24 protein-coding genes are annotated in these 19,809 nt (G+C 42.1%); 5 read left to right on the forward strand and 19 right to left on the reverse strand.

What is annotated here, in order from left to right; translation table 11 throughout:
- Window positions 1-41: 41 nt before the first annotated feature.
- From ACSVDJ_RS10475 to panB, 9 genes are all read right to left on the reverse strand, one after another.
- On the reverse strand, window positions 42-1,223 hold the full coding sequence (locus ACSVDJ_RS10475; RefSeq protein WP_439169076.1) for a pyridoxal phosphate-dependent aminotransferase: 1,182 nt from the start codon (window positions 1,221-1,223) through the stop codon (window positions 42-44).
- Window positions 1,224-1,246: 23 nt separating this feature from the next.
- Complete coding sequence (locus tag ACSVDJ_RS10480) at window positions 1,247-1,732, reverse strand: cell wall elongation regulator TseB-like domain-containing protein (protein ID WP_439168602.1); 486 nt, start codon at window positions 1,730-1,732, stop codon at window positions 1,247-1,249.
- An 8-nt stretch (window positions 1,733-1,740) separates the two neighbouring features.
- Window positions 1,741-1,911 carry a YpmA family protein gene (locus tag ACSVDJ_RS10485; RefSeq protein ID WP_094835440.1) on the reverse strand — a complete coding sequence of 57 codons (171 nt, stop codon included), beginning with the start codon at window positions 1,909-1,911 and terminating at the stop codon, window positions 1,741-1,743.
- An 82-nt stretch (window positions 1,912-1,993) separates the two neighbouring features.
- Window positions 1,994-2,752: a hypothetical protein gene (locus ACSVDJ_RS10490; RefSeq protein WP_439168604.1), complete on the reverse strand. Its 759-nt coding sequence runs from the start codon at window positions 2,750-2,752 to the stop codon at window positions 1,994-1,996.
- A 59-nt stretch (window positions 2,753-2,811) separates the two neighbouring features.
- Entirely contained in the window at window positions 2,812-5,616 is a 2,805-nt protein-coding gene (gene dinG, locus ACSVDJ_RS10495) for an ATP-dependent DNA helicase DinG, 3'-5' exoribonuclease type (protein ID WP_439168606.1), read from the reverse strand.
- A gap of 279 nt (window positions 5,617-5,895) precedes the next feature.
- Window positions 5,896-6,741 carry a pentapeptide repeat-containing protein gene (locus ACSVDJ_RS10500; protein WP_439168607.1) on the reverse strand — a complete coding sequence of 282 codons (846 nt, stop codon included), beginning with the start codon at window positions 6,739-6,741 and terminating at the stop codon, window positions 5,896-5,898.
- Window positions 6,742-6,833: 92 nt separating this feature from the next.
- The gene (gene panD / locus ACSVDJ_RS10505) at window positions 6,834-7,217 is read right to left on the reverse strand and encodes an aspartate 1-decarboxylase (RefSeq protein ID WP_439168609.1); all 384 of its coding nucleotides are present in this window, start codon (window positions 7,215-7,217) and stop codon (window positions 6,834-6,836) included.
- Between the two features lie 13 nt (window positions 7,218-7,230).
- Complete coding sequence (gene panC, locus ACSVDJ_RS10510; RefSeq protein ID WP_439168611.1) at window positions 7,231-8,079, reverse strand: pantoate--beta-alanine ligase; 849 nt, start codon at window positions 8,077-8,079, stop codon at window positions 7,231-7,233.
- Window positions 8,076-8,915, reverse strand: a complete 840-nt coding sequence (gene panB / locus ACSVDJ_RS10515) for a 3-methyl-2-oxobutanoate hydroxymethyltransferase (RefSeq protein WP_439168613.1) — start codon at window positions 8,913-8,915, stop codon at window positions 8,076-8,078. Before panB ends, panC begins: the two co-directional genes overlap by 4 nt.
- A gap of 303 nt (window positions 8,916-9,218) precedes the next feature.
- On the opposite strand from panB, the gene ACSVDJ_RS10520 reads away from it, so the two are divergent.
- Window positions 9,219-10,283 carry a PQQ-dependent sugar dehydrogenase gene (locus ACSVDJ_RS10520; RefSeq protein ID WP_439168614.1) on the forward strand — a complete coding sequence of 355 codons (1,065 nt, stop codon included), beginning with the start codon at window positions 9,219-9,221 and terminating at the stop codon, window positions 10,281-10,283.
- Between the two features lie 149 nt (window positions 10,284-10,432).
- Here ACSVDJ_RS10520 and ACSVDJ_RS10525 read toward each other — a convergent pair whose 3' ends face one another.
- From ACSVDJ_RS10525 to ACSVDJ_RS10555, 7 genes are read right to left on the reverse strand one after another with little or no spacing between them, the layout of a single operon-like run.
- Window positions 10,433-11,419, reverse strand: coding sequence for a biotin--[acetyl-CoA-carboxylase] ligase (locus ACSVDJ_RS10525; protein ID WP_439168616.1), 987 nt, complete (start codon window positions 11,417-11,419; stop codon window positions 10,433-10,435).
- Window positions 11,404-12,597 (reverse strand): CCA tRNA nucleotidyltransferase, encoded by a 1,194-nt coding sequence (locus ACSVDJ_RS10530; RefSeq protein ID WP_439168618.1) that lies wholly within the window; start codon window positions 12,595-12,597, stop codon window positions 11,404-11,406. The genes ACSVDJ_RS10525 and ACSVDJ_RS10530 overlap by 16 nt, the downstream gene beginning before the upstream one ends.
- On the reverse strand, window positions 12,587-13,741 hold the full coding sequence (gene bshA / locus ACSVDJ_RS10535) for an N-acetyl-alpha-D-glucosaminyl L-malate synthase BshA (RefSeq protein WP_439168620.1): 1,155 nt from the start codon (window positions 13,739-13,741) through the stop codon (window positions 12,587-12,589). The genes ACSVDJ_RS10530 and bshA overlap by 11 nt, the downstream gene beginning before the upstream one ends.
- Window position 13,742: 1 nt before the next feature.
- Window positions 13,743-14,450: a bacillithiol biosynthesis deacetylase BshB1 gene (gene bshB1 / locus ACSVDJ_RS10540; RefSeq protein ID WP_439169077.1), complete on the reverse strand. Its 708-nt coding sequence runs from the start codon at window positions 14,448-14,450 to the stop codon at window positions 13,743-13,745.
- Window positions 14,440-14,853 (reverse strand): methylglyoxal synthase, encoded by a 414-nt coding sequence (gene mgsA, locus ACSVDJ_RS10545; RefSeq protein ID WP_439168621.1) that lies wholly within the window; start codon window positions 14,851-14,853, stop codon window positions 14,440-14,442. Before mgsA ends, bshB1 begins: the two co-directional genes overlap by 11 nt.
- A 14-nt stretch (window positions 14,854-14,867) precedes the next feature.
- Window positions 14,868-15,668 carry a 4-hydroxy-tetrahydrodipicolinate reductase gene (dapB, locus tag ACSVDJ_RS10550; protein WP_439168623.1) on the reverse strand — a complete coding sequence of 267 codons (801 nt, stop codon included), beginning with the start codon at window positions 15,666-15,668 and terminating at the stop codon, window positions 14,868-14,870.
- Window positions 15,668-16,000, reverse strand: coding sequence for a nucleotide pyrophosphohydrolase (locus tag ACSVDJ_RS10555; protein ID WP_439168624.1), 333 nt, complete (start codon window positions 15,998-16,000; stop codon window positions 15,668-15,670). Before ACSVDJ_RS10555 ends, dapB begins: the two co-directional genes overlap by 1 nt.
- Before the next feature lie 169 nt (window positions 16,001-16,169).
- Between ACSVDJ_RS10555 and ACSVDJ_RS10560 the strand changes: the two genes are divergently transcribed.
- Genes ACSVDJ_RS10560 through ACSVDJ_RS10570 form a run of 3 tightly spaced genes read left to right on the forward strand, consistent with a single transcriptional unit; the run spans window position 16,170 to window position 17,267 of the window.
- Window positions 16,170-17,042, forward strand: coding sequence for a YitT family protein (locus ACSVDJ_RS10560; protein WP_439168626.1), 873 nt, complete (start codon window positions 16,170-16,172; stop codon window positions 17,040-17,042).
- Window positions 17,014-17,136, forward strand: coding sequence for a hypothetical protein (locus tag ACSVDJ_RS10565; RefSeq protein WP_518618807.1), 123 nt, complete (start codon window positions 17,014-17,016; stop codon window positions 17,134-17,136). The genes ACSVDJ_RS10560 and ACSVDJ_RS10565 overlap by 29 nt, the downstream gene beginning before the upstream one ends.
- A complete protein-coding gene (locus tag ACSVDJ_RS10570) occupies window positions 17,130-17,267 on the forward strand; it encodes a hypothetical protein (RefSeq protein WP_439168628.1) in 138 nt (45 codons plus the stop codon). Before ACSVDJ_RS10565 ends, ACSVDJ_RS10570 begins: the two co-directional genes overlap by 7 nt.
- 120 nt (window positions 17,268-17,387) lie before the next feature.
- On the opposite strand, the gene ACSVDJ_RS10575 is transcribed toward ACSVDJ_RS10570, so the two are convergent.
- Together ACSVDJ_RS10575 and ACSVDJ_RS10580 are read right to left on the reverse strand one after the other, a co-directional pair.
- A complete protein-coding gene (locus ACSVDJ_RS10575; protein ID WP_439168630.1) occupies window positions 17,388-18,065 on the reverse strand; it encodes a zinc metallopeptidase in 678 nt (225 codons plus the stop codon).
- A gap of 69 nt (window positions 18,066-18,134) precedes the next feature.
- Window positions 18,135-18,926, reverse strand: coding sequence for a sporulation protein YpjB (locus ACSVDJ_RS10580; protein ID WP_439168632.1), 792 nt, complete (start codon window positions 18,924-18,926; stop codon window positions 18,135-18,137).
- 31 nt (window positions 18,927-18,957) lie between these two features.
- Here ACSVDJ_RS10580 and ACSVDJ_RS10585 point away from each other — a divergent pair, with 31 nt between their 5' ends.
- The gene (locus ACSVDJ_RS10585) at window positions 18,958-19,146 is read left to right on the forward strand and encodes a hypothetical protein (RefSeq protein ID WP_439168634.1); all 189 of its coding nucleotides are present in this window, start codon (window positions 18,958-18,960) and stop codon (window positions 19,144-19,146) included.
- On the opposite strand, the gene lhaT is transcribed toward ACSVDJ_RS10585, so the two are convergent.
- Entirely contained in the window at window positions 19,143-19,751 is a 609-nt protein-coding gene (gene lhaT, locus ACSVDJ_RS10590) for a lipoprotein heptaprenylglyceryl N-acetyltransferase LhaT (protein WP_439168636.1), read from the reverse strand. The two genes, ACSVDJ_RS10585 and lhaT, sit on opposite strands and share 4 nt — an antisense overlap.
- Between the last annotated feature and the right edge of the window lie 58 nt (window positions 19,752-19,809).

Genomic DNA, 19,809 nt, shown 5'->3' on the forward strand with positions numbered 1-19,809 from the left:
ACACCTTGACGATTGTCAAGGTGTTAAAAAGATATGTTCGCTTACATATGTTCCTTTACATAAGTATCCATGCGCTCAACCGCCGCTTCAAGTGCCTCTAAAGAAGTCGCATAAGAAAGGCGAATGTTATCAGGAGAACCAAAGCCGCTGCCTGGAATCACAGCTACTCTCGCTTCTTCAAGTAAAGCTTTTACAAAGGCATCCACATCTGCAAAGCCTGTTAATGCCGCTGCTTCTTTCACGTTCGGGAATAAGTAGAACGCACCTTGTGGCTTCAAGCAGGAGAAGCCTGGAATCTCATTTAATTTCGCGTGAATCACATTTAAACGCTTTTCAAACGCTTCTTTCATTTCTGCTACTGGCTCTTGTGTTCCTTCATATGCCGCAATTGAGCCATATTGAGAAGGAGCTGTTGGGTTGGATGTAGAATGACTCGCTAAATCCGTCATCGCTTTAATCACTTGCTCATTTCCAGCCGCATAACCGATGCGCCAGCCCGTCATAGAATGAGATTTCGATACACCATTAATGATAATTGTTTGTTCTTTCAACTCAGGGGAAAGCTCCGCAATCGATACGTGTTTATGGTCACCGTATACAAGCTTTTCATAAATTTCATCAGAAATGATCCAAATGTTTTTACGAAGAGCGACTTCCCCTAATGCTTGTAGCTCTTCTGCTGTATAAAGCATGCCTGTTGGGTTGCTTGGTGAGTTAATAATAACCGCCTTTGTTTTCTCTGTGATGGCTGTTTCAAGCTGCTCTGGAGAAATTTTAAATTGGTTTTCTTCCTTGCCTTCGATATAAACAGGCTTTCCGTCCGCTAGTTTCACTTGCTCTGGATAGCTGACCCAGTAAGGAGTTGGGATGATCACTTCATCATCTTTATCTAAAATTACTTGGAATAACGTATATAAAGCATGCTTCGCTCCGATAGTGACGATAATTTCACTTCGTTTATATGTAATGCCTTGATCCTTTTCAAACTTCGCAATGATCGCATCTTTTAATTGAGGTAATCCACCAGCTGGCGTATATTTCGTTTGCCCTTTTTTCATCGACTCGTAAGCCGCCTCAATAATATGTTCTGGTGTATTAAAATCAGGCTCTCCAGCACCAAGACCAATGACATCAATGCCTTGTGCTTTCATTTCTTTCGCTTTCGCTGTAATCGCTAACGTTGTTGAAGGAGTTAATGCCTTCACTCTTTGCGCTAATTGGATATCCATCGATAATTCCTCCACTCTTAAATGTTCTTAATTTTCTTCAACCATTCTCCGCTGTTTACTTGAAGATAATAGTAATTGATCTGATCATTTTTATCTAAAAAGACGAGTTCCCATACTGGGTCGGATTTTTCAATTCCAAGACGAGCACCCAATAACTTCTCGATAGATTCATCGTTTTGAAGCTTTTTGACGGCCTCTTCCTTTGAAATCCCTTTCGTAATATCTTTAGTAATTGGCTGTTTCTTTTTTTCTTTTGGGACAAAGACAGCTAGCTGCTTTTTCTTATCTGTCTGTCCTAAGACCGCATAATAACTTTCTTCGCTATTATATATATTAAAATCTGTCACCGAGGTGATGGCACTTTCTTGCTTGGCAATCGAGATCGCATACTCTTTCGCCTTTTCATGCGGTTTCTGCGCATGGTTATACACATTTAAACATGCCGTACAAATCAGCAGGAGCGAAACTGCTATAACTGTTAGCCATATCCATTTCTTCTTCATCTTCTACCCTATGTACGATAGATCGTAAAGACAGCTTTATTTTGATCTTCTTGATCTAATGCCAGCCCAAACATTAAATCTTCCCGTTTTAACGTGCGGTTTAGCGCATCGACGATTTTATACAAATCAGCGTGATTGTCAACCGTAACGGTGGATAATACTTCAATTTTACTTTCCATATATTACGCCTCCTGTCCTCATTTATTATACCAAGAAATTGTTTGTTCGCATCAATTAATTTGTTGAAAAATGCGAATTCTTTTAGTCACTAATCGTTAAAACTTCATAGCCAACTTTGTTATATTTAATCATAATTAACCCGTGCTGCTTTGTATAATAGATATCAATCCACATTTGATGAAGCATTTCCATCAATTCTCCTCCCGGGAGATTTTCCTTTTTCGTAAAAATAATTGCCGTTTGCGGATCAATATGTGTCAATAAACTATAAGACATACTGTCGTTTCGAGCAAATTTCGGGGTCTTGACGATATTAATATCTTTCAGTTCTTCCTTTAACAAATGCTTCTCCGCTCGCACTGACGCCGAGGACAGCCATAAAAACCGAGAATCAAAATACTTGATCGAGAAATCAATGCCCTCTTTCCATTTGATGCCATTATACAAAATTTCTAGCTCCACCCCTGGTTGGAGCTGTTTCATTTCATCAGCTTTCATGTCCGTTCCATACACCTGAGACAGTTGATACTCCTTTTTTAACCGAGCGATAAATGGAGCTAGCTCTTCTTGTCTTTCTGTAATTACTAATCCGGACAGCTTGTCAATTGAAAATTTTTTCATATATGAGAAAATTTGCGAACGGCTCTCTTTCGTGCCTGTATTAATTAAATAATGTTGCCCATCTGCTGTATGCAAAAAAGCCGCCTCTCCATCAGACAACGGCAAAAACGTCATGGCCAATTCATTCTCTTTCAAGTTCAAATCAATCGTTTCCGCTACCACATAAAAGCTGTTTAGCAAAATACAGATTGACAAACAAACAGCGAATAACATTCTCATATCGGCTTCCCCTTTCTTTACCGTTAGCGTATGTTATTCGCTGTTAAATTAATCAACCATTACAACCAGTTTTCAATGAGTGAAACCGTCTCGCTAAGTGATGCTTCCTCAACTGTCACTTTTGGAATCGACGTTAAAAAAGTTTTGCCGTAGGCACTCGTTTGAATACGGCGATCAAATACGAGGACAATTCCTCGATCTCGATTACTTCGAATTAAGCGGCCAAAGCCTTGCTTGAAACGCAACACGGCTTGTGGAAGAGAGTAAGTAGAAAAAGCATTTTTCCCTATTTTCGCATACTGCTCCTTTTTCGCCTGAGTAAATGGCTCATCTGGCGGAGAAAATGGCAAGCGAACAATCACTAAGCAGGAAAGATCCTCCCCAGGAATATCAATGCCCTCCCAAAAGCTATTTGTCCCAAACAAAATCGCTTTATCAAATTTTTGAAAGTTCCTCGTTAGTCGCGCCCGGCTCCCATTCGTAATGCCTTGTGCTAACAACACATAGTCATCTAACAGGCCGCTATCTTTCATTAAGTCATGCGTTTTCTTCATCATGTCATACGACGTAAACAAGACGAGCATGCGCCCTTTCGCTGCCTCAGCCACCGCCATTAAATGATTCGCTAACGCCTCCGTATATTCGTCTACCTTTACCTCTGTAATTTCAGGCACATCATTCGGGATGATCATCCGGCAATTCTTTTCATAATCAAAAGGAGATGGGAGCATCACTTCTTCATATGCTTGCGTCGCTAAGCCAACTTCTTCCGCAAAAAAACGAAATGAGCGATTCACAGTTAATGTCGCTGAAGTAAAGACTACTTGCTTTTGATCTAATAGCCTTTCTTTGATCAGTTCTCCACTCGCAACTGGATGAGACTTGATCACAAACGTATTGGCAAAGGAACGATGATCCCCTTCCATCCAAATCACTTCATCCGCTTCCGGGCGAAAAATGATTCGGTCAAGGCTATCTAAAAACTCTTCCCATTGAGCCATTAATGATTGTAAGTCATCTAGCTTCAGCTGATCTTTCGCAGCCATTTGTTCTCGATAAGATGCCATGTCCGTCAATCGTTGTTGCAGCAGTTGACGAAGCATCATCATCAGCTCATAAAGCCGTTCTGCTCCGTATTCGACCGCTTGCCAAAGCTTGAACTCTCGAACTTTTTCTGTAATCCGCAGCTGCCTACGATGACTGTTTCCCGACCATTTTTTCGTATGTTGCTCAAAGAACGGATGAAGCACCTTAAACCATTCGTCCCCCTCTAACAATAGCTCATTGAAGGTACGATGAATGTTTTCTCGCGAATGATCCTGTTGATTTTCGACGAATTTATCATACAGCTGTTCACATTTTCGAAATAAGCCGTCTGATTGATCACATGCCAATTTTGAGACTAAATATTTGAAATTCGATAAATCAATCGAACTCCCCATTCGATCTCTTGCGGCATTTTCAAAATGATGAGCCTCATCAATAATCGCATGAGTATAAGACGGCAGCAACGGAGCATTGGCCATTAAATCGGCCACTAGCAACGAGTGGTTCGTAATGATGAGATCCGCTTCTTTCGCTTGCTTTTTCGCAAACAGATAAAAATCTTTATCGAGCCACGCTTTTCGGCCTTTATTCATGTAGTCGCCATCTTGCTTGACGTCATTCCAAAACAAGGAGCCGCCAGATGATAAGTTTAATTCATCCACATCGCCGGTTTCCGTCTCTAATAACCACGTCAGTATTTGCATTTTCGCTAATGCAAAATCATAATTATCGGTCGTCTCTCTTAAACTTTGAAAAAACTTAAACAAGTCTAAATAATGGTTTCTTCCCTTTAACACGGTAACGGACAATGGGAACGGCAGCATCATTTGCAATTGCTTAATTTCTTTATTTAAGAGCTGCTGTTGCAAAACGATCGTATGTGTACTGACAATCACCGGTTCGCCTAGCTGTTTACTTCGATATACTGCTGGAAGTAAATAGCCGAGTGACTTCCCGGTCCCCGTGCCTGCTTCAATCGCTAAGTGAATCGATTGCTCCATCGACTGGTACACTTGATCCATCATGCTCATTTGCCCTTCTCTTCGTTCAAAGTGAGGCAATTGGGCTAAAAGCTGAATTTTCTCTTCATCGCTCACTGGATAAGATACTTGATTGTTGTCAATCCATCTTTTTTGAATCGCTTTCTTTCGTAACCCAAGTCCGCGGTATACCTCTATTTGTTCAGGAAGCTGTTCGATATGATGCTGTTTCTCTTCAACGACCGCTTGGATTAAAAAGTAAATATCACTTTTTAAATTCGTTGCTACTTTCGCTAAACTTTCTAACGTCACGAGCGGCATCGTTTTTAATTTATCAATCATCTTTAATAAGAGCTGTGCGGTCACATACGCATCGCTATCCGCTTGATGAGGTCGCTCGTGCTCAAAACCAAGACTTGTCGTCAAATCAAACAGCTTATAGCTATCTGATGTAGGAAATAAAATACGAGCCAATTCGACTGTATCAATCGCTAAACCCGAAAAAGGCAAATACCCTGCTTCTTCTAGTTCGGCTTGTAAAAACTGAAGATCGAATTGAACATTATGGGCAACAAATACCGCCTCATCTAACAACGGCAAAATTTTCGGTGCCACTTCATGAAAAAAAGGTGCGTCCTTCACCATTTCATCATCAATTCCCGTTAATTCCTCAATAAACACCGGAATAGAACGTTCAGGATTAATAAACGTCGTATATTGGTCAATAATTTGATTATTTTCTATTATTACAAATGAAGCTTGTATCATCCGATCTCCGCTTTTCGCAGCATGACCGGTCGTTTCTAAGTCAGTAACGACAAAACGTGGATATGTCATAACGGCTTACACCCTTTTTCTCGTAAAATCTCTATCAAGTGTACCATACCACCTTCCTGCACCGCTAGATGTGAACGAAAAGCGGAAGGTCCCGTTTAGCGACGTATGGACTGGAGCACTCCGCACAAGATAAAGGAAACACGAAAAGCGGAGCCGACTGCCCAGACACGACAAGCAAATGTTCTGGCGCTGGAAAGACGACAGTCTTGTAGGCGGCAGGTTATTTGACTCGAGTGTCTAGGAGGCGGAGCTGGACAATAAAATGCGAAAGACCCTCAATCAGTTCATCCAATGGGAGGGCCGTTGTAAATGAGAAGGTAATATCGTTTGATCGTTACCTTTAGCTGAATTTATTTGCATTTGCGTTAAAAACATACCGGTAGACAGGTTGGCTCCATTTAAATTAGCATCACGCAAATCAGCTCCAATAAAATCCACACCTCGTAGATCGGCGTTTCGTAAATCCGCAGCAATTAAATATGCTCCTCGTAAATCAGTCGTTCTTAAATCTTTTCCTTTTAAATTTTTTCCCACCCAATCAACCCCTCTGCATGTCTTGCCTTTCTTAATAGCAAAAACTTTCGAACTTAACTCACTTCGCACATATTCACTTGTTTCCAAAAGCAATTCATTGACAGGAAATCGACACATGATCATGTCTAACGACAATAAGCGATCCACCTCCATATCCGTCATACTTTGTATATGCTCTAATTGTTTATTTAATCTATCACGCAATGAGTTTGACACCTCATAAGTTAAAGCTTCAGCAAGAAATGCCATCATTTCATACAATTGCTCCATAACAGGAAATACTTGAAACATCTTTTCGGCAATTTCAGGATGCTCTCGCCAGCTTTGTCCTTTGAAAGTGACTTGAGACACTTGTTGACCAGCGCCTAAACAATCAAATACTGTACACCCTTTAAACCCTTGTTCTCTTAGATTTTTGTGGATTTTACAGCGGAAATCTTCCTGCAAATTAGGACAAGGTGTCCCAGCCGCTTTATTTATCGCAAAATCATTGGACGCCGCAATATTCAATGCTGTACAGCAAAGTCCAAAACAATTCGTACAATCAGCTATTAAAAGCTCTCGCATATTTTTAGCTGTTTCATTATACACTTTTATCTCCTCTTACAACATTTTTCCTTTTATTGTACATGAATGAGAAAAATTAAAAAAGACTGTCCTTATCTCAAGGACAGTCCCACCCATTACATAATCGTTCCCGCAGGCTCGTGATGAAGCAATTGTTCAATTTTATTATTCTCTCCAGCGATAACAACTTTTGGCTGATGATCTTTCACCTTTTCTTCAGGTACCATCACATACGAGATAATAATGACAACATCTCCAGGCTGCACGAGTCTCGCCGCCGCTCCGTTTAAACAAACGACACCGCTTCCCCGCTCTCCTGGAATGATATACGTTTCTAATCTAGCTCCGTTGTTATTATTAACGATCTGCACTTTTTCATTAACCGCCATACCACCCGCATCGATTAAATCTTCATCAATCGTAATACTGCCGACATAATTTAAATTCGTTTCTGTCACCGTTGCTCGGTGAATTTTTCCGTTCATCATCGTTCGAAACATATAACTCTCCCCTTTATTCACATTCAAAAATGACATTATCGATTAATCGTGCATTGGAATATTTCACAGCCGCAGCTAGAATGACTTGACCCTTCACCGTTTCAATAGGTGTTAAGTCTGGGAACGATAATAATTCCACATAATCAATCTCAGCCTTCGCATGCTCGTTTAAATAAGCGATCATTTCATCAACCACTTTCGTCGGGTCTTTTTCCCCTCGTTCCGCAAGATCTTTCCCAGCCTTTAACGCTCGATACATATGAGGAGCTAACTGCCGCTCAGTTGCTGTCAAATACACATTACGTGAGCTTTTCGCTAAGCCATCCTCTTCTCTGACCGTTTCGACCCCAATCACTTCAAGCGGGAAGTTAAGTGATTCGACAAGCCCATTAATCACCGCCACTTGCTGGGCATCTTTTAACCCGAAATACGCTCGATCCGGCTGCGCCAAATGAAACAGCTTCGTCACGACTGTCACGACGCCGTCAAAATGACCAGGGCGTTTCTCCCCGCATAATCGATCCGTTCGTTCGATTACGCTCATAACAATCATTGAAGGTTTTGGGTACATTTCTTCCGGTTCTGGAGCGAATAAAATATCCACACCAGCTTCTTCTGCTAATTGGTGATCGCGCGCAAAATCACGAGGATAGCTTTCTAAATCTTCGTTTGGACCAAATTGAAGCGGATTGACAAAAATACTCATGATGACCACATCATTTTCGGCTCTTGCTTTTCTTGCCAATGTTAAATGTCCTTCATGAAGATAGCCCATCGTCGGCACGAGCCCGATCGACAGTCCTGCTTTTTTCTTTTCACTGACAATAGCTGTTAGTTCTTTTACTTGTTTAACGACAATCATGAACGTGTTCCTCCATATAGCTGAAGTCGTTCTTCTTCTTTCATCGAAAAAGTATGCTCCACACTTGGAAACTGCCCTGCTTTCACTTCTCGAACATAAGAATGAATCGCTGAGGCAATGACTTCACTTACATCTCCATAGGTTTTGACAAACTTCGGGGTGCGCTCGACACCGTATTGAATCAGATCATGATAAACAAGAACTTGTCCATCTGTATCAACGCCTGCACCGATACCAATCACAGGAATTGTCAACACACGAGACACTTCCGCAGCCAATTGATGCGGCACACATTCTAACACAAGCATGCAAGCTCCTGCCTCTTCCACTTGCTTCGCTTCCTGCAGCAGTTTCGTCGCCGCTGATGCCGTTTTTCCTTGAACTTTATAGCCACCTAATACACCGACGGACTGTGGCGTGAGACCTAAATGGGCCACAGTCGGTACGCCTGCTTGTGTTAACGCGCGAATCGTCTCGATCACTTCGCCGCCGCCCTCTAGCTTCACTGCATGAGCGCCTGCTTCTTGAAGCAGTTTTTGGGCCGCTTTCATCGCCTCTTCTTTACTAATGTGGTACGTCATAAACGGCAGATCCGTCACGATAAACGTATCTTTTGCCCCGCGCTTCACCGCTTTCGTATGATGAACCATGTCCTCAAGCGTTACAGGCACGGTTGAGTCATAGCCAAGCACGACCATCCCTAAAGAATCACCGACTAAAATGACATCTACTTCCGTCTCCTCAGCGTACTTGGCAGAAGGATAATCGTAAGCCGTCAGCATCACAATTTTCTCGCCATTTGCCTTCATGTTCAAAAAATGACTCGTTTGCTTCATTTCCGCTTCCTCCTTTTTTCATCAGAGGAGACGAAACAATATTCAATAAAAAAAGGGTCCTCTAGACAGAAGGACCCGATTTATCATCAGTAGTTGTTTCGACCCTCTGTCCCTGTCCATTGCGGATCAAGGCAGACTTTCGCATATTCAATTCACCATAAGCTAAATAAACATCAACAAGGTGCAGCTCCATTTGATACTGCCCGCATCCATTATAACAAGCTAATTGTTTTTTGACTATTGAAAATAACGAAAATAAGGTACAATCGAGATAGTAAATTGAATTTTTTGGTAGGTGATAACTTGAAAAAGATCGGTTTAGCATTCGTACTACTGTTACATGGTTGCGGACAATCTGACACCTCACCAATGACTAACAACAAGAGAGAACAACAGACGGTTTCTAATACTGAAATATTAGCTTCAAATTTACGTATTCCATGGGATGTAGCAAAGAAAGACGACGTGTTTTATGTAAGTGAACGGAATGGGCAAATCATTAAAGTACAGAAAAACGGCGAGAAAACGAAGATGAAATTGACACTTACAAAAGACATTTCTCATGAAGGAGAGGGCGGCTTGCTTGGTTTCGAGCTCGATCCACAGTTCCAAACCAATGCCTTCGCCTATATGTATCACACGTATACTGAAGATGAAACACTATATAACCGTATCGTTCAAGTCGAAATGCGGAACAACGAATGGGTGGAAAAAAGAGAGCTATTAGGGAGGATACCAGGTGGACGTACACATAACGGCGGACGGCTAGCGATCGGTCCTGACCAAACGCTATATGCTACAGCTGGCGATGCTGGCATCCAAGAAAGTGCGCAAAACTTACATGTGTTGTCAGGGAAAATTTTACGATTGAACCTAGACGGAACGATTCCAAATGATAACCCCTTTCCACAATCTTATGTCTATTCATGGGGCCATCGTAATCCACAAGGTCTTGCATGGAGTGAAAATGGAACGATGTTTGCTACTGAACATGGACAAAGCGCACACGATGAAATCAATTTAATCCGTCCTGGCAAAAATTATGGCTGGCCGATCATTGAAGGCGATGAAAAACAAGCAGGAATGGAAACACCGCTCTTTCATTCTGGAGATGAAACGTGGGCTCCATCTGGCATGGCGTACGATAAAGGTCGCCTATACGTTGCCGCTCTTGCCGGGCAAAAACTACTTACCTTCGATTTAAAAAGCAGACAAGTAACGGCATTAAAAGAAAAAACGGGCAGACTTCGTGATGTAATGATTGAAAATGATCATTTATATTTTCTGACGAATAACACAGATGGTAGAGGCACTCCCGGTCCAGACGATGACCATTTGATGAAAATCAATCTCCACAAAGACAAATAAAGTGAAACTTCAATCAGTGGGGGTTTTCTTCATCCCCCACTGATTGTTAGTTGAACCAATCGGGCTTTTACGGGCTGTTGATCCTCCATCTACACGGCTACGCTTCTTCTGCCATGTTGAGATGGGGGTATGCGGGGTAAAACAGCGGGCTACTCCGCTGTTTTATTAATCTCAATATCGGCTGAATAAATATCGTGAATCGTTCCTTCATCATCAAGCAGCTTTAGCACACCTTCTTCGGTGATGCCAAGCGCTTTTCCTTTAATCGTCGCTGTCACGGTGCGAGCCGTGATTTGCTTGCCAATCGAAACGGCATATCTTTCCCAGCGCTTTTTAATATCGGTAAAGCCATCCTTCATATACATATGATAGTAGGTTTCGATATTTTTTAATATTTCTTGAACTAACTGCGAACGCGAGACAGACTCACCTTTTTCAATTGCAAGTGAAGTCGCAATCTCCGCTAACTCCTCTGGGAACTCTTTCTGATTGGCATTCAAACCGATCCCAATAATAATCGAATGAATTTGATCCGCATCGGCCTGTAACTCTGTTAAAATACCAGTAATTTTTTTACCGTTTAACAAAATATCATTCGGCCATTTGATCTCAGGCTGTAATGCTGTCACTTCCATAATCGCTTCTACGATCGCTACGGCTGTAATCAAGGTGAACTGCGGAGCCTTATATGGCGGAAGGGTCGGCTTTAAAATGACACTCATCCAAACGCCTGTGTACTTCGGTGAATGCCACTCTCTCGCCATCCGTCCGCGACCCGCTGTTTGCTCCTCAGCGATGACGACCGTCCCTTCTTTAAACGGCTCCTGCGCTAATCGATGCGCTTCCTTTTGCGTAGATTCCGTCGTTTCTTGAAACACAATTTCTTTTCCAAGCCATTCCGTTTGCAAGCCGATTAATAATTCATTTTCGGTCACTTTATCGGGCTTGTGAATAATGCGATACCCTTTTTTACGAACCGCCTCTAGCTCAAAGCCTTCACTTCTTAGCGCTTCAATATGCTTCCAAATTGCTGTTCGTGAACAACCAGCGATTTCCGCTAACGCTTGGCCAGAAACAAATTCCCCATCCGCTTCTGAAAAAGCTTCTAATAATCTTTGTTTCACAGAAGATTGCAAGATTCGAGCCACTCCTTTATCTTTTCTTTCGAATTCTCTACTTTTTTTTCGACGACCGCACATTCAATTTCCGCTAAGTATTGCTTCATCCACGGTCCACCCTTTTCTTGTTTCCAAGCAAGCAAATCTTTCCCGGAAACAGCCAGCTCACTCAACTGTTTAATCGGTAGTTCGGCATACTGTTCTCTCAACTTCTCTACCTCAGCTTCTCGTCCATGAAGAAGAGCATGCACGATTTCTACATCCATAGCGGACTCTATGCCTGCTTCATATAAGAAAAAAGCAGACCAAGGCTGCGTGTCGCGTTTGACTAACAGTTGAAGCGCTCTCGTTACATATTTCATTTTTTGTGCAGGCAGGCGCCATTCAGATAAAAACGCTTTTGGAGCCGGATGATTTAATAATCGCAGCAGCAACAGCCACATTTGATTGGAGGATAAGTGATCAATGGAGAAAGAAAGAAGTTTCTCAATCGCCGCCTCTTGATCAACAAGCCCCGGCAAATAAGCAAGTAATCCTGCTTCCATCAGTACTTTCATGCCGTTATGTTTATTAGCTCCTGCGAACAGCTTTTCGATTTCATTCAATTTACGTTCAATCGCAATATGCTGTAGGAGAGGAGCATGCTTTTTTAAAGCAGCAGCGGTGTCGACATGTAGCTCGAAACCAAGCTGACTAACAAAACGAGCCGCTCTCATCATTCTTAGCGCATCCTCGGAAAACCGTTCACTCGCCTCGCCGACCGTTTGAATTTGCTTGTTCGCTAACGCTCCTTGACCATTGAATGGATCGATGATGCGTCCTAATCGATCCATAGCAATCGCATTCATCGTAAAATCGCGTCGTTGGAGATCTTCTGTTAACGACCGAACGAACGACACCGTTTCTGGATGGCGGTAATCTTTATAATCCGACTCCGTTCGAAATGTCGTCATTTCATAGCCATCGCCTTTCCAAAGAACGAGCACCGTTCCATGCTCAATCCCAACGTCCACCGTTTTAGCAAATACGTTTTTCACTTCTTCAGGAGTAGCGGACGTCGCAATATCAACATCACCGATCGGCCGCTTGAGCAAATAATCCCTAACAGCTCCTCCTACATAATACGCCTCGAACCCTGCTTGCTCTAGCTTTTCTAGCAAAGGAGCGGATTGTCCAAACACCTCTTCATTTTTCATCTTTCTCACCTGTATCATGAAGCAATTGATAGTAAAGCTGCTCGTACTGACCGACAACTTGTTCCGAATGAAAACGATTCGGCACCGTTTCAAGCGCTTTTTCTTGCAAACTTTTATACAACACTTCATCCGTTAGGAGCTTGATAGCTTGTTGACTCATGTCTTCAATGTTACCTACTTCAGACAAAAACCCATTAACTCCATGCTCGATCACTTCAGGAATGCCGCCAATATTCGTTCCGATACAAGGCACACCACAAGCCATCGCTTCAAGCAAGACAAGTCCAAAGCTTTCCTTTTCAGATAAAAGCAAGAAAAGATCGCTAATGGAATAAAGCTCTTCTAAATTATCTTGTTTGCCAAGAAATAAAACGCGATCACGCAACCCTAGTTCAGCTACTAAACTACAGGCAACGGTCATTTCCGGGCCATCACCGACTAGCAATAGTTTTGCAGGAAGCTCTTGCTGAATACGAGCAAACACACGAATGACATCCGGCACGCGTTTCACACTACGGAAATTGGACACATGCATTATCACTTTTTCCTCTGGAAGAATCTCATATTCCTGACGAAGTCTTTCGGCAGAATCCATCCGACGATACACGCGTTCATCAATGAAGTTGTAGATCGTTTCGATCGTTTGTTGCGGCTTAATCATCTCCATCGTTTGTTTCGCTAATGATTCTGATACCGCCGTCACCGCATCAGATTGTTCAATGCCAAATCGAATCGAGCCCGTCAGAGAAGGATCTTCCCCTAACACCGTAATATCGGTACCATGCAACGTAGTAACGATTTTAATATCGGAATGGGCCATCTGTTTACCGAGAATCGCACACACCGCATGTGGCATCGCATAATGTACATGAATGATATCTAACTGTTCTCTCGTAATGATTTCCGCAATTTTATTCGCTAATGCAATATCATACGGAGGATATTGAAAAACAGAATATTGATTGACATCGACTTGATGAAAGTAAATGTTATGATACATTCGGTTTAATCGAAACGGTACGCCTGAAGTGATGAAATGAATTTCATGTCCCTTTTCCGCTAGTAGCTTCCCTAGCTCGGTTGCTACTACCCCCGATCCTCCAACCGTTGGGTAGCAAGTAATTCCTATTTTTAACTTTCTCATATTAATCTCCAATGACATCATTTTCTAATAATAGCGGCTTTAACACTTTAAATCCCTCTGCATAGGGCACGCCTACCTCTTTGCCCATCATTCGCTCTCTCGCTTCGACTGCTTCAATGTAGCCATTCGTTAACGGCGTCTCTACTGCCCCTTCACCGAGTTGGAATTGACTGCGATAAGCGAGCAGGCTACGTTTCTTTGCCTCGATGTAATCGCTAATATCGACACAAAAATCTGGCGTATGAAAACCATTAATCATATAAAAATAGACATGGTTGACTTTATGAGCAGGCAAGTCATTCGCCGTTGTATACTTTCTAATTCCGGCAGAAAACACTGCTTCCTGCACGAGACGAGAGCATTGGCCATGATCGGGGTGACGATCTTTTTCATACGGAGCAAAAATCACTTTCGGTCGAAAACGACGAATCACTTCCGCTACTTTTCGAATCGCTTCATCCGTAACAAATAAGCCTCGATCAGGAAGGCCAAGGTTGACACGAGTGGTCACTCCTAATATTTCAGCCGCTTCTTTTGCTTCCTGATGTCGCGTTTCAACGGTTCCATTCGAAGAAAGATCTGCTTCCGTTAACTCACAAAAGACGATGCTTTTGCCTTGTGCGGCATATTTAGCGATTGTTCCCGCCATGCCGATCTCAATATCATCGGCATGGGCACCAAACGCTAAAATATCCACGTCATTCTCCATCATAGCTCAACCTCTTTCCTTCCAAATAGCTTAAATCGCCTCGTTCCATTCCTTTAATGAGCATCGTCGCTGTCCCGATATTCGTCGCTAGTGGAACAGCATAGACATCACATAAACGAACGAGAGCGGAAACATCCGGCTCATGAGGCTGAGAGGTCAGTGGATCGCGAAAGAAAAAAACAATGTCCATTTCTTTACGAGCAATGCTGGCCCCAATTTCTTGATCTCCACCAAGGGGGCCTGATTGAAAACAGTGGATCGTTAAGCCGGTTCTTTCGGCGATTTTCCGCCCCGTCGTCCCTGTCGCAAACAAATCATATTGCTCAAACACTTGGTGGTGATCAGCTACAAATTCAATCAGATCGTCTTTTTTCTTATCATGCGCAATTAATGCAACTTTCATAAATACCCTCCCAATTAATCAATAATATGTTCCATTCCGTAAATAAGCGTCTGGACATTCATCACCGTCTCTACACACACTTTCACACCAGACATAAAAGATGCACGGTTGAAGGAATCATGGCGAATCGTTAACGTTTGACCATCTGCTCCAAACATTACTTGCTGATGAGCAATTAATCCTGGCAAACGAACGCTATGAATATGCATCCCATCCATGTTAGCCCCGCGAGCACCTGGCATCGTTTCCTTTTCATCTGGATGTCCTTGCTGTTTCGCTTGTCTTACTTGACTCATCATTTGTGCCGTTTTTAACGCTGTTCCTGATGGCGCATCTAATTTTTGATCATGATGCAACTCGATAATTTCCACGTCTTGAAAATATTTCGCCGCCATTTCTGAAAACTTCATCATTAAAATCGCACCGATCGCAAAGTTTGGTGCAATAATACAGCCAAGCCCTTTTTCTTCTGCTAATTCTGTTAACTCTTTCAGCTGTTCATCAGTAAATCCTGTCGTTCCTACAACGGGGCGAATATTGTTTTGTAATGCTTTTTTCGTATGTACATAACCTGTTTCTGGCGTTGTTAAATCAATTAATACATCCGCCTGCTTTTCGCTAAAGCATTGGTCAATATCGATATAAACAGGAACATCTACCCCTTGAAATCCTTCGATCTCGCTTAATAATTGCCCGTCATATTTACGGTCAAGTACCGCCACGAGTTGAAAGTGCTCTGTCTCTTGAACCATTTTCACTGCTTCTTTCCCCATTCTTCCACGCGGGCCTGCAATTATTACTTTAATTGTTTCCATTATTGTTCCTCCTCTTTCTTCGTCCAACGATCTTTATCTCTCGTATTAAATTTCTCCATCACTCGTTCATGAGCCGTTTGTAAGTCAATATTTAACGAATTGGCTAAACAAGTAATGACAAACTGTACATCACCTAGCTCTTCCTCAATCGTTTTCGGCTGCTCGGTCGCTTTTTTCGGCTTTTCTCCGTAATGATGATTGATTTCGCGAGCGAGTTCTCCGAGTTCTTCTGTCAACCTCGCCATCATCGCCAGCGGACTGAAATATCCTTCCTTAAATTGACCGATATAGTCATCGACCTCTTTTTGCATCTCTTTTAACGTCTTGTCCATCTGCTTCCCTGCTTTCTATATACTCTTTTTTATGTTAGCTAATTCTGCCCTTCCTGACAATGAATTTATCCGCTTGAATAGGCGAGATATTGTCGAAAAGCTAGCCGTTCTATATAATGACAAGTACCGGCATGAAATAACAGAGTTTTCACACAAAGGGGGACACACGATGTTGTTTGGGATGAAATTGAAAAATATTTTCTTTATTTTATTAGGAAGTGCGATCTTCGCCTTCGGACTCGTTCATTTTAATATGCAAAACAATTTAGCAGAAGGTGGATTAACAGGGATCACATTATTATTATACAGCTTGTATGGCATTGATCCTTCCTATTCGAACTTACTTTTGAATATTCCTTTGTTTTTTATCGGATGGAAGCTATTAGGGCGCACTCCGTTTTTATACACACTAATCGGAACAGTAAGCCTTTCTATCTTTTTATGGATTTTTCAAAAAGTCCAATACCCGATCCCTCTTCATGATGATCTATTTTTAGTAGCTCTTTTCGCGGGAGCCTTTATCGGGGTAGGGCTTGGCATCATCTTCCGTTACGGTGGAACAACGGGAGGCGTGGATATTATCGCTCGACTGGCTCATAAATATTTTCATATCAGCATGGGAAAAACGATGTTTGCCTTTGATGCAATCGTTATTACGGCATCGTTATTAACTTATATTGATTACCGAGAAGCGATGTACACTTTAGTTGCCGTCTTCGTTGGGGCCAGAGTCATTGATTTCATGCAAGAAGGCGCCTATTCGGCAAGAGGAGCGATGATTATCTCCAACCATCACGACGAAATTGCGGACAAAATTTTAAAAGAAATGGAACGAGGCGTTACGGTGTTACAAGGTCACGGCTCTTTCACGAAAGAAAAGCGCCCAGTGCTATACTGCGTCGTTGCCAAAAACGAACTCGTTCGCTTAAAAAACATTATTGCATCCGTTGACCCCCATGCCTTCGTCTCCGTCACCACCGTCCACGACGTATTCGGAGAAGGCTTCACACTAGATGAAAACAAACAACCGATTGAAGTGTGAAACGAAAGGCGGAAGGCGCTGGTCAGCGACGTATGAACTGGAACGAGCCGATCGAGATAAAGGAAACACGGTGAATGTAGTGAATCGATGTTGACTTATCGCAAGGAGGATCGTGGAAGTTCACTAGTCGCTAGCGCCTGTAGCTGGACAATATCGAAAGGCGGAGCCGACTGCCCAGACACGACAAGCAAATGTTCTGACGCTGGAAAGACGACAGTCTTGTAAGCGACAGGCTATTTGACTCGAGTGTCTAGGAGGCAGAGCTGGACAAGAAGAAAGGCGGAAGGCGCTGGTCTAGGAGCAAAAATAAAGCAGTCAACCTCCTCGGCTGACTGCTTTTATTTATTAATCATCATTTTGCATGCCTGTATATACGAGTACTAGGCGAACTAATTCCAGCACGGCTACGGCTGTAGCTGCTACGTATGTCATCGCTGCGGCGTTTAATACTTTGCGCGCTTCTCTCTCTTCGTCATTACGAATGATACCAGAAGAAACGATTTGATCCATCGCTCGCGAGGAGGCGTTAAATTCCACTGGGAGCGTCACAACTTGGAACAGCACCCCGAAAGCCATTAACACAATACCTAATAGCATCATACCAGATAAATTGGCAAAAATTCCGATCATAATGAAAATCCAAGACATATTCGATCCGATGTTCGCAACAGGAACTAACGCATGGCGGAAACGAAGAAAAGCATAGCTCTCTGCATCTTGAATTGCGTGACCAACTTCATGAGCAGCGACAGCCGCCCCAGCAATTGAATGATCATGGTAGTTATGAGAAGACAAATGTACCGTCTTTGTCATCGGGTTATAATGATCACTTAAAAACCCTCTTGTTTCGACTACTTGCACATGATACAGACCGTTATCATCTAAAATTTTTCTAGCGGCTTGCGCACCATTGATCCCAGTGGATACTGGTACTTTTGAATACTTGTTGTACGTTCTTTTCACTTTTATTTGCGCCCAAATCGGTACAAGAATCAATAGTAAAAAGTAAAAGATATAGCCCATAGTGTAATGATTACCCCCATAAGTAAATGAATGATGTTTATTCTATTTTATCTGGAATGTTCGTTTTTTTCAATGATTAGGCTTATTTCGTGTTTCTTCTTTTTGTCCCTTATATTTTCTCCAGCCAACATAAGATAATGTAGTAATAATAATTCCACCTGTCATACTAATCACCCAGCCTAGTGACGGTTGGATCACTTCTTCCTTCGTTTTTTCATAAAAGATCGCTTGTACTTCCTTCTCCAACTGTTCAATCTCCTCCGTTTCTGATCGAGTAGCTAAAATATCATCTCGGTAGTGATCGACATAGCGAACTCGTTCGTCTAACAGCTGTAATTGAGTAGCAGCTACGTCTACTTGTAAGCTCGGTTTCAGCATCTCATAATTGGATAAAAACACATTTAACGTTTCATGAAATTGCGTCACGTCTAACTGAGAGGTGGATTGCTTTAACGCTTGCAAGGAAGACATGACCGGCTCCTCCATTTGCGTCCACAATGGCGTGTCGGTTGAACTGATTGCGTTCACTGCTAAGCGAAAAGAAGTCATTGCTGCTAAGCTTTGTTGCTCCTTTCCGTCCGGTTGTTCAACCAGCGCGAGTGCTTCAGCAAACACACTCTCAATAACGAACCATTCTTCCGATGATGCCAAACGATCATCTTCTTGAAGAACGCGATATTCTTTTTCAAATTGGCGCATCAATGCGTGAGCTTGCTCGTAACGACCTGCTTTTGTAAATTGTAAAGCTTGCTCAGCGATCTTATCTAACGTAAGAAGGCTAGAATTCATCATTTCTGCCTGAGTAGAAATAGGTAATATAAAAAGGAAAAAAAATATGAACAGTCGTCCCAATTTCTTCATCTCTCTCCCTCCTCAATCCTGCTTATAATATATGCAAGCAAATAAGAAACGAGAAGAGAAGAATCGAGATGTCAAATTTTATCCCGCATTAACGGGCAGTAAGATCCCTCCTCAAAATTCAGCGAAAACAAAGAAGTTAGGTGAGGGATCAACTGCCCGTAAAAGCCCGATTGGTTCAATTAATAATCAGTGGGGGATGAAGAAAACCCCCACTGATTAAAGTTTCACTTTACCGGGAAATTCCCATTTCAAGCGTTGTGCTCTTACTCCAACATACCAAGCGATGAAAATAGAAAGAACACTCAACCAAAATGTAAAATAGCCGATTTCTTGAATGTACAAGTTCAATTGAGAATAAATAGGATATTGCATAAAGACATAATCGATGATTTCGTTATGTAACGTCCAAACAGCTGCAACAACTAATTGCCACCATTTGATGCGATAAAATGGAGCATATAATAATCCCTGAATGGCCATGCCAAGATGAGAAGCCATTAACATATACCCTTCCCAAGGCAAATCCCCACTTACTTTTAGCGTCAATATATTCATAATGACCGCCCAAATCCCATATTTAAACAAAGTAATGATCGCCAATGCTTGAAACAGGCCCCAATGCTTTTTGACTAAAAATCCAACTAAAACGATCACAAAAAATAAACTAGCTGTTGGACTATCTGGAACGAAAGGAATGAAATACCATTCTGTTTGTGCAAGTTGTGACCCATACCAAATATACCCGTAGATTGTACCAACAATGTTAATGAGCAATAATATCGACAAAAACAATTTATTCGTTAATATTCCGTATAAATTTTGCAAATCTTCACCTCCACAGCTTATTATATACGAAAAAAAGATGCCCCGTACAATACGGAAC

The organism is Bacillus sp. Hm123, assembly GCF_051842975.2.
In the GTDB taxonomy this organism is placed as follows: domain Bacteria; phylum Bacillota; class Bacilli; order Bacillales; family Domibacillaceae; genus Bacillus_CE.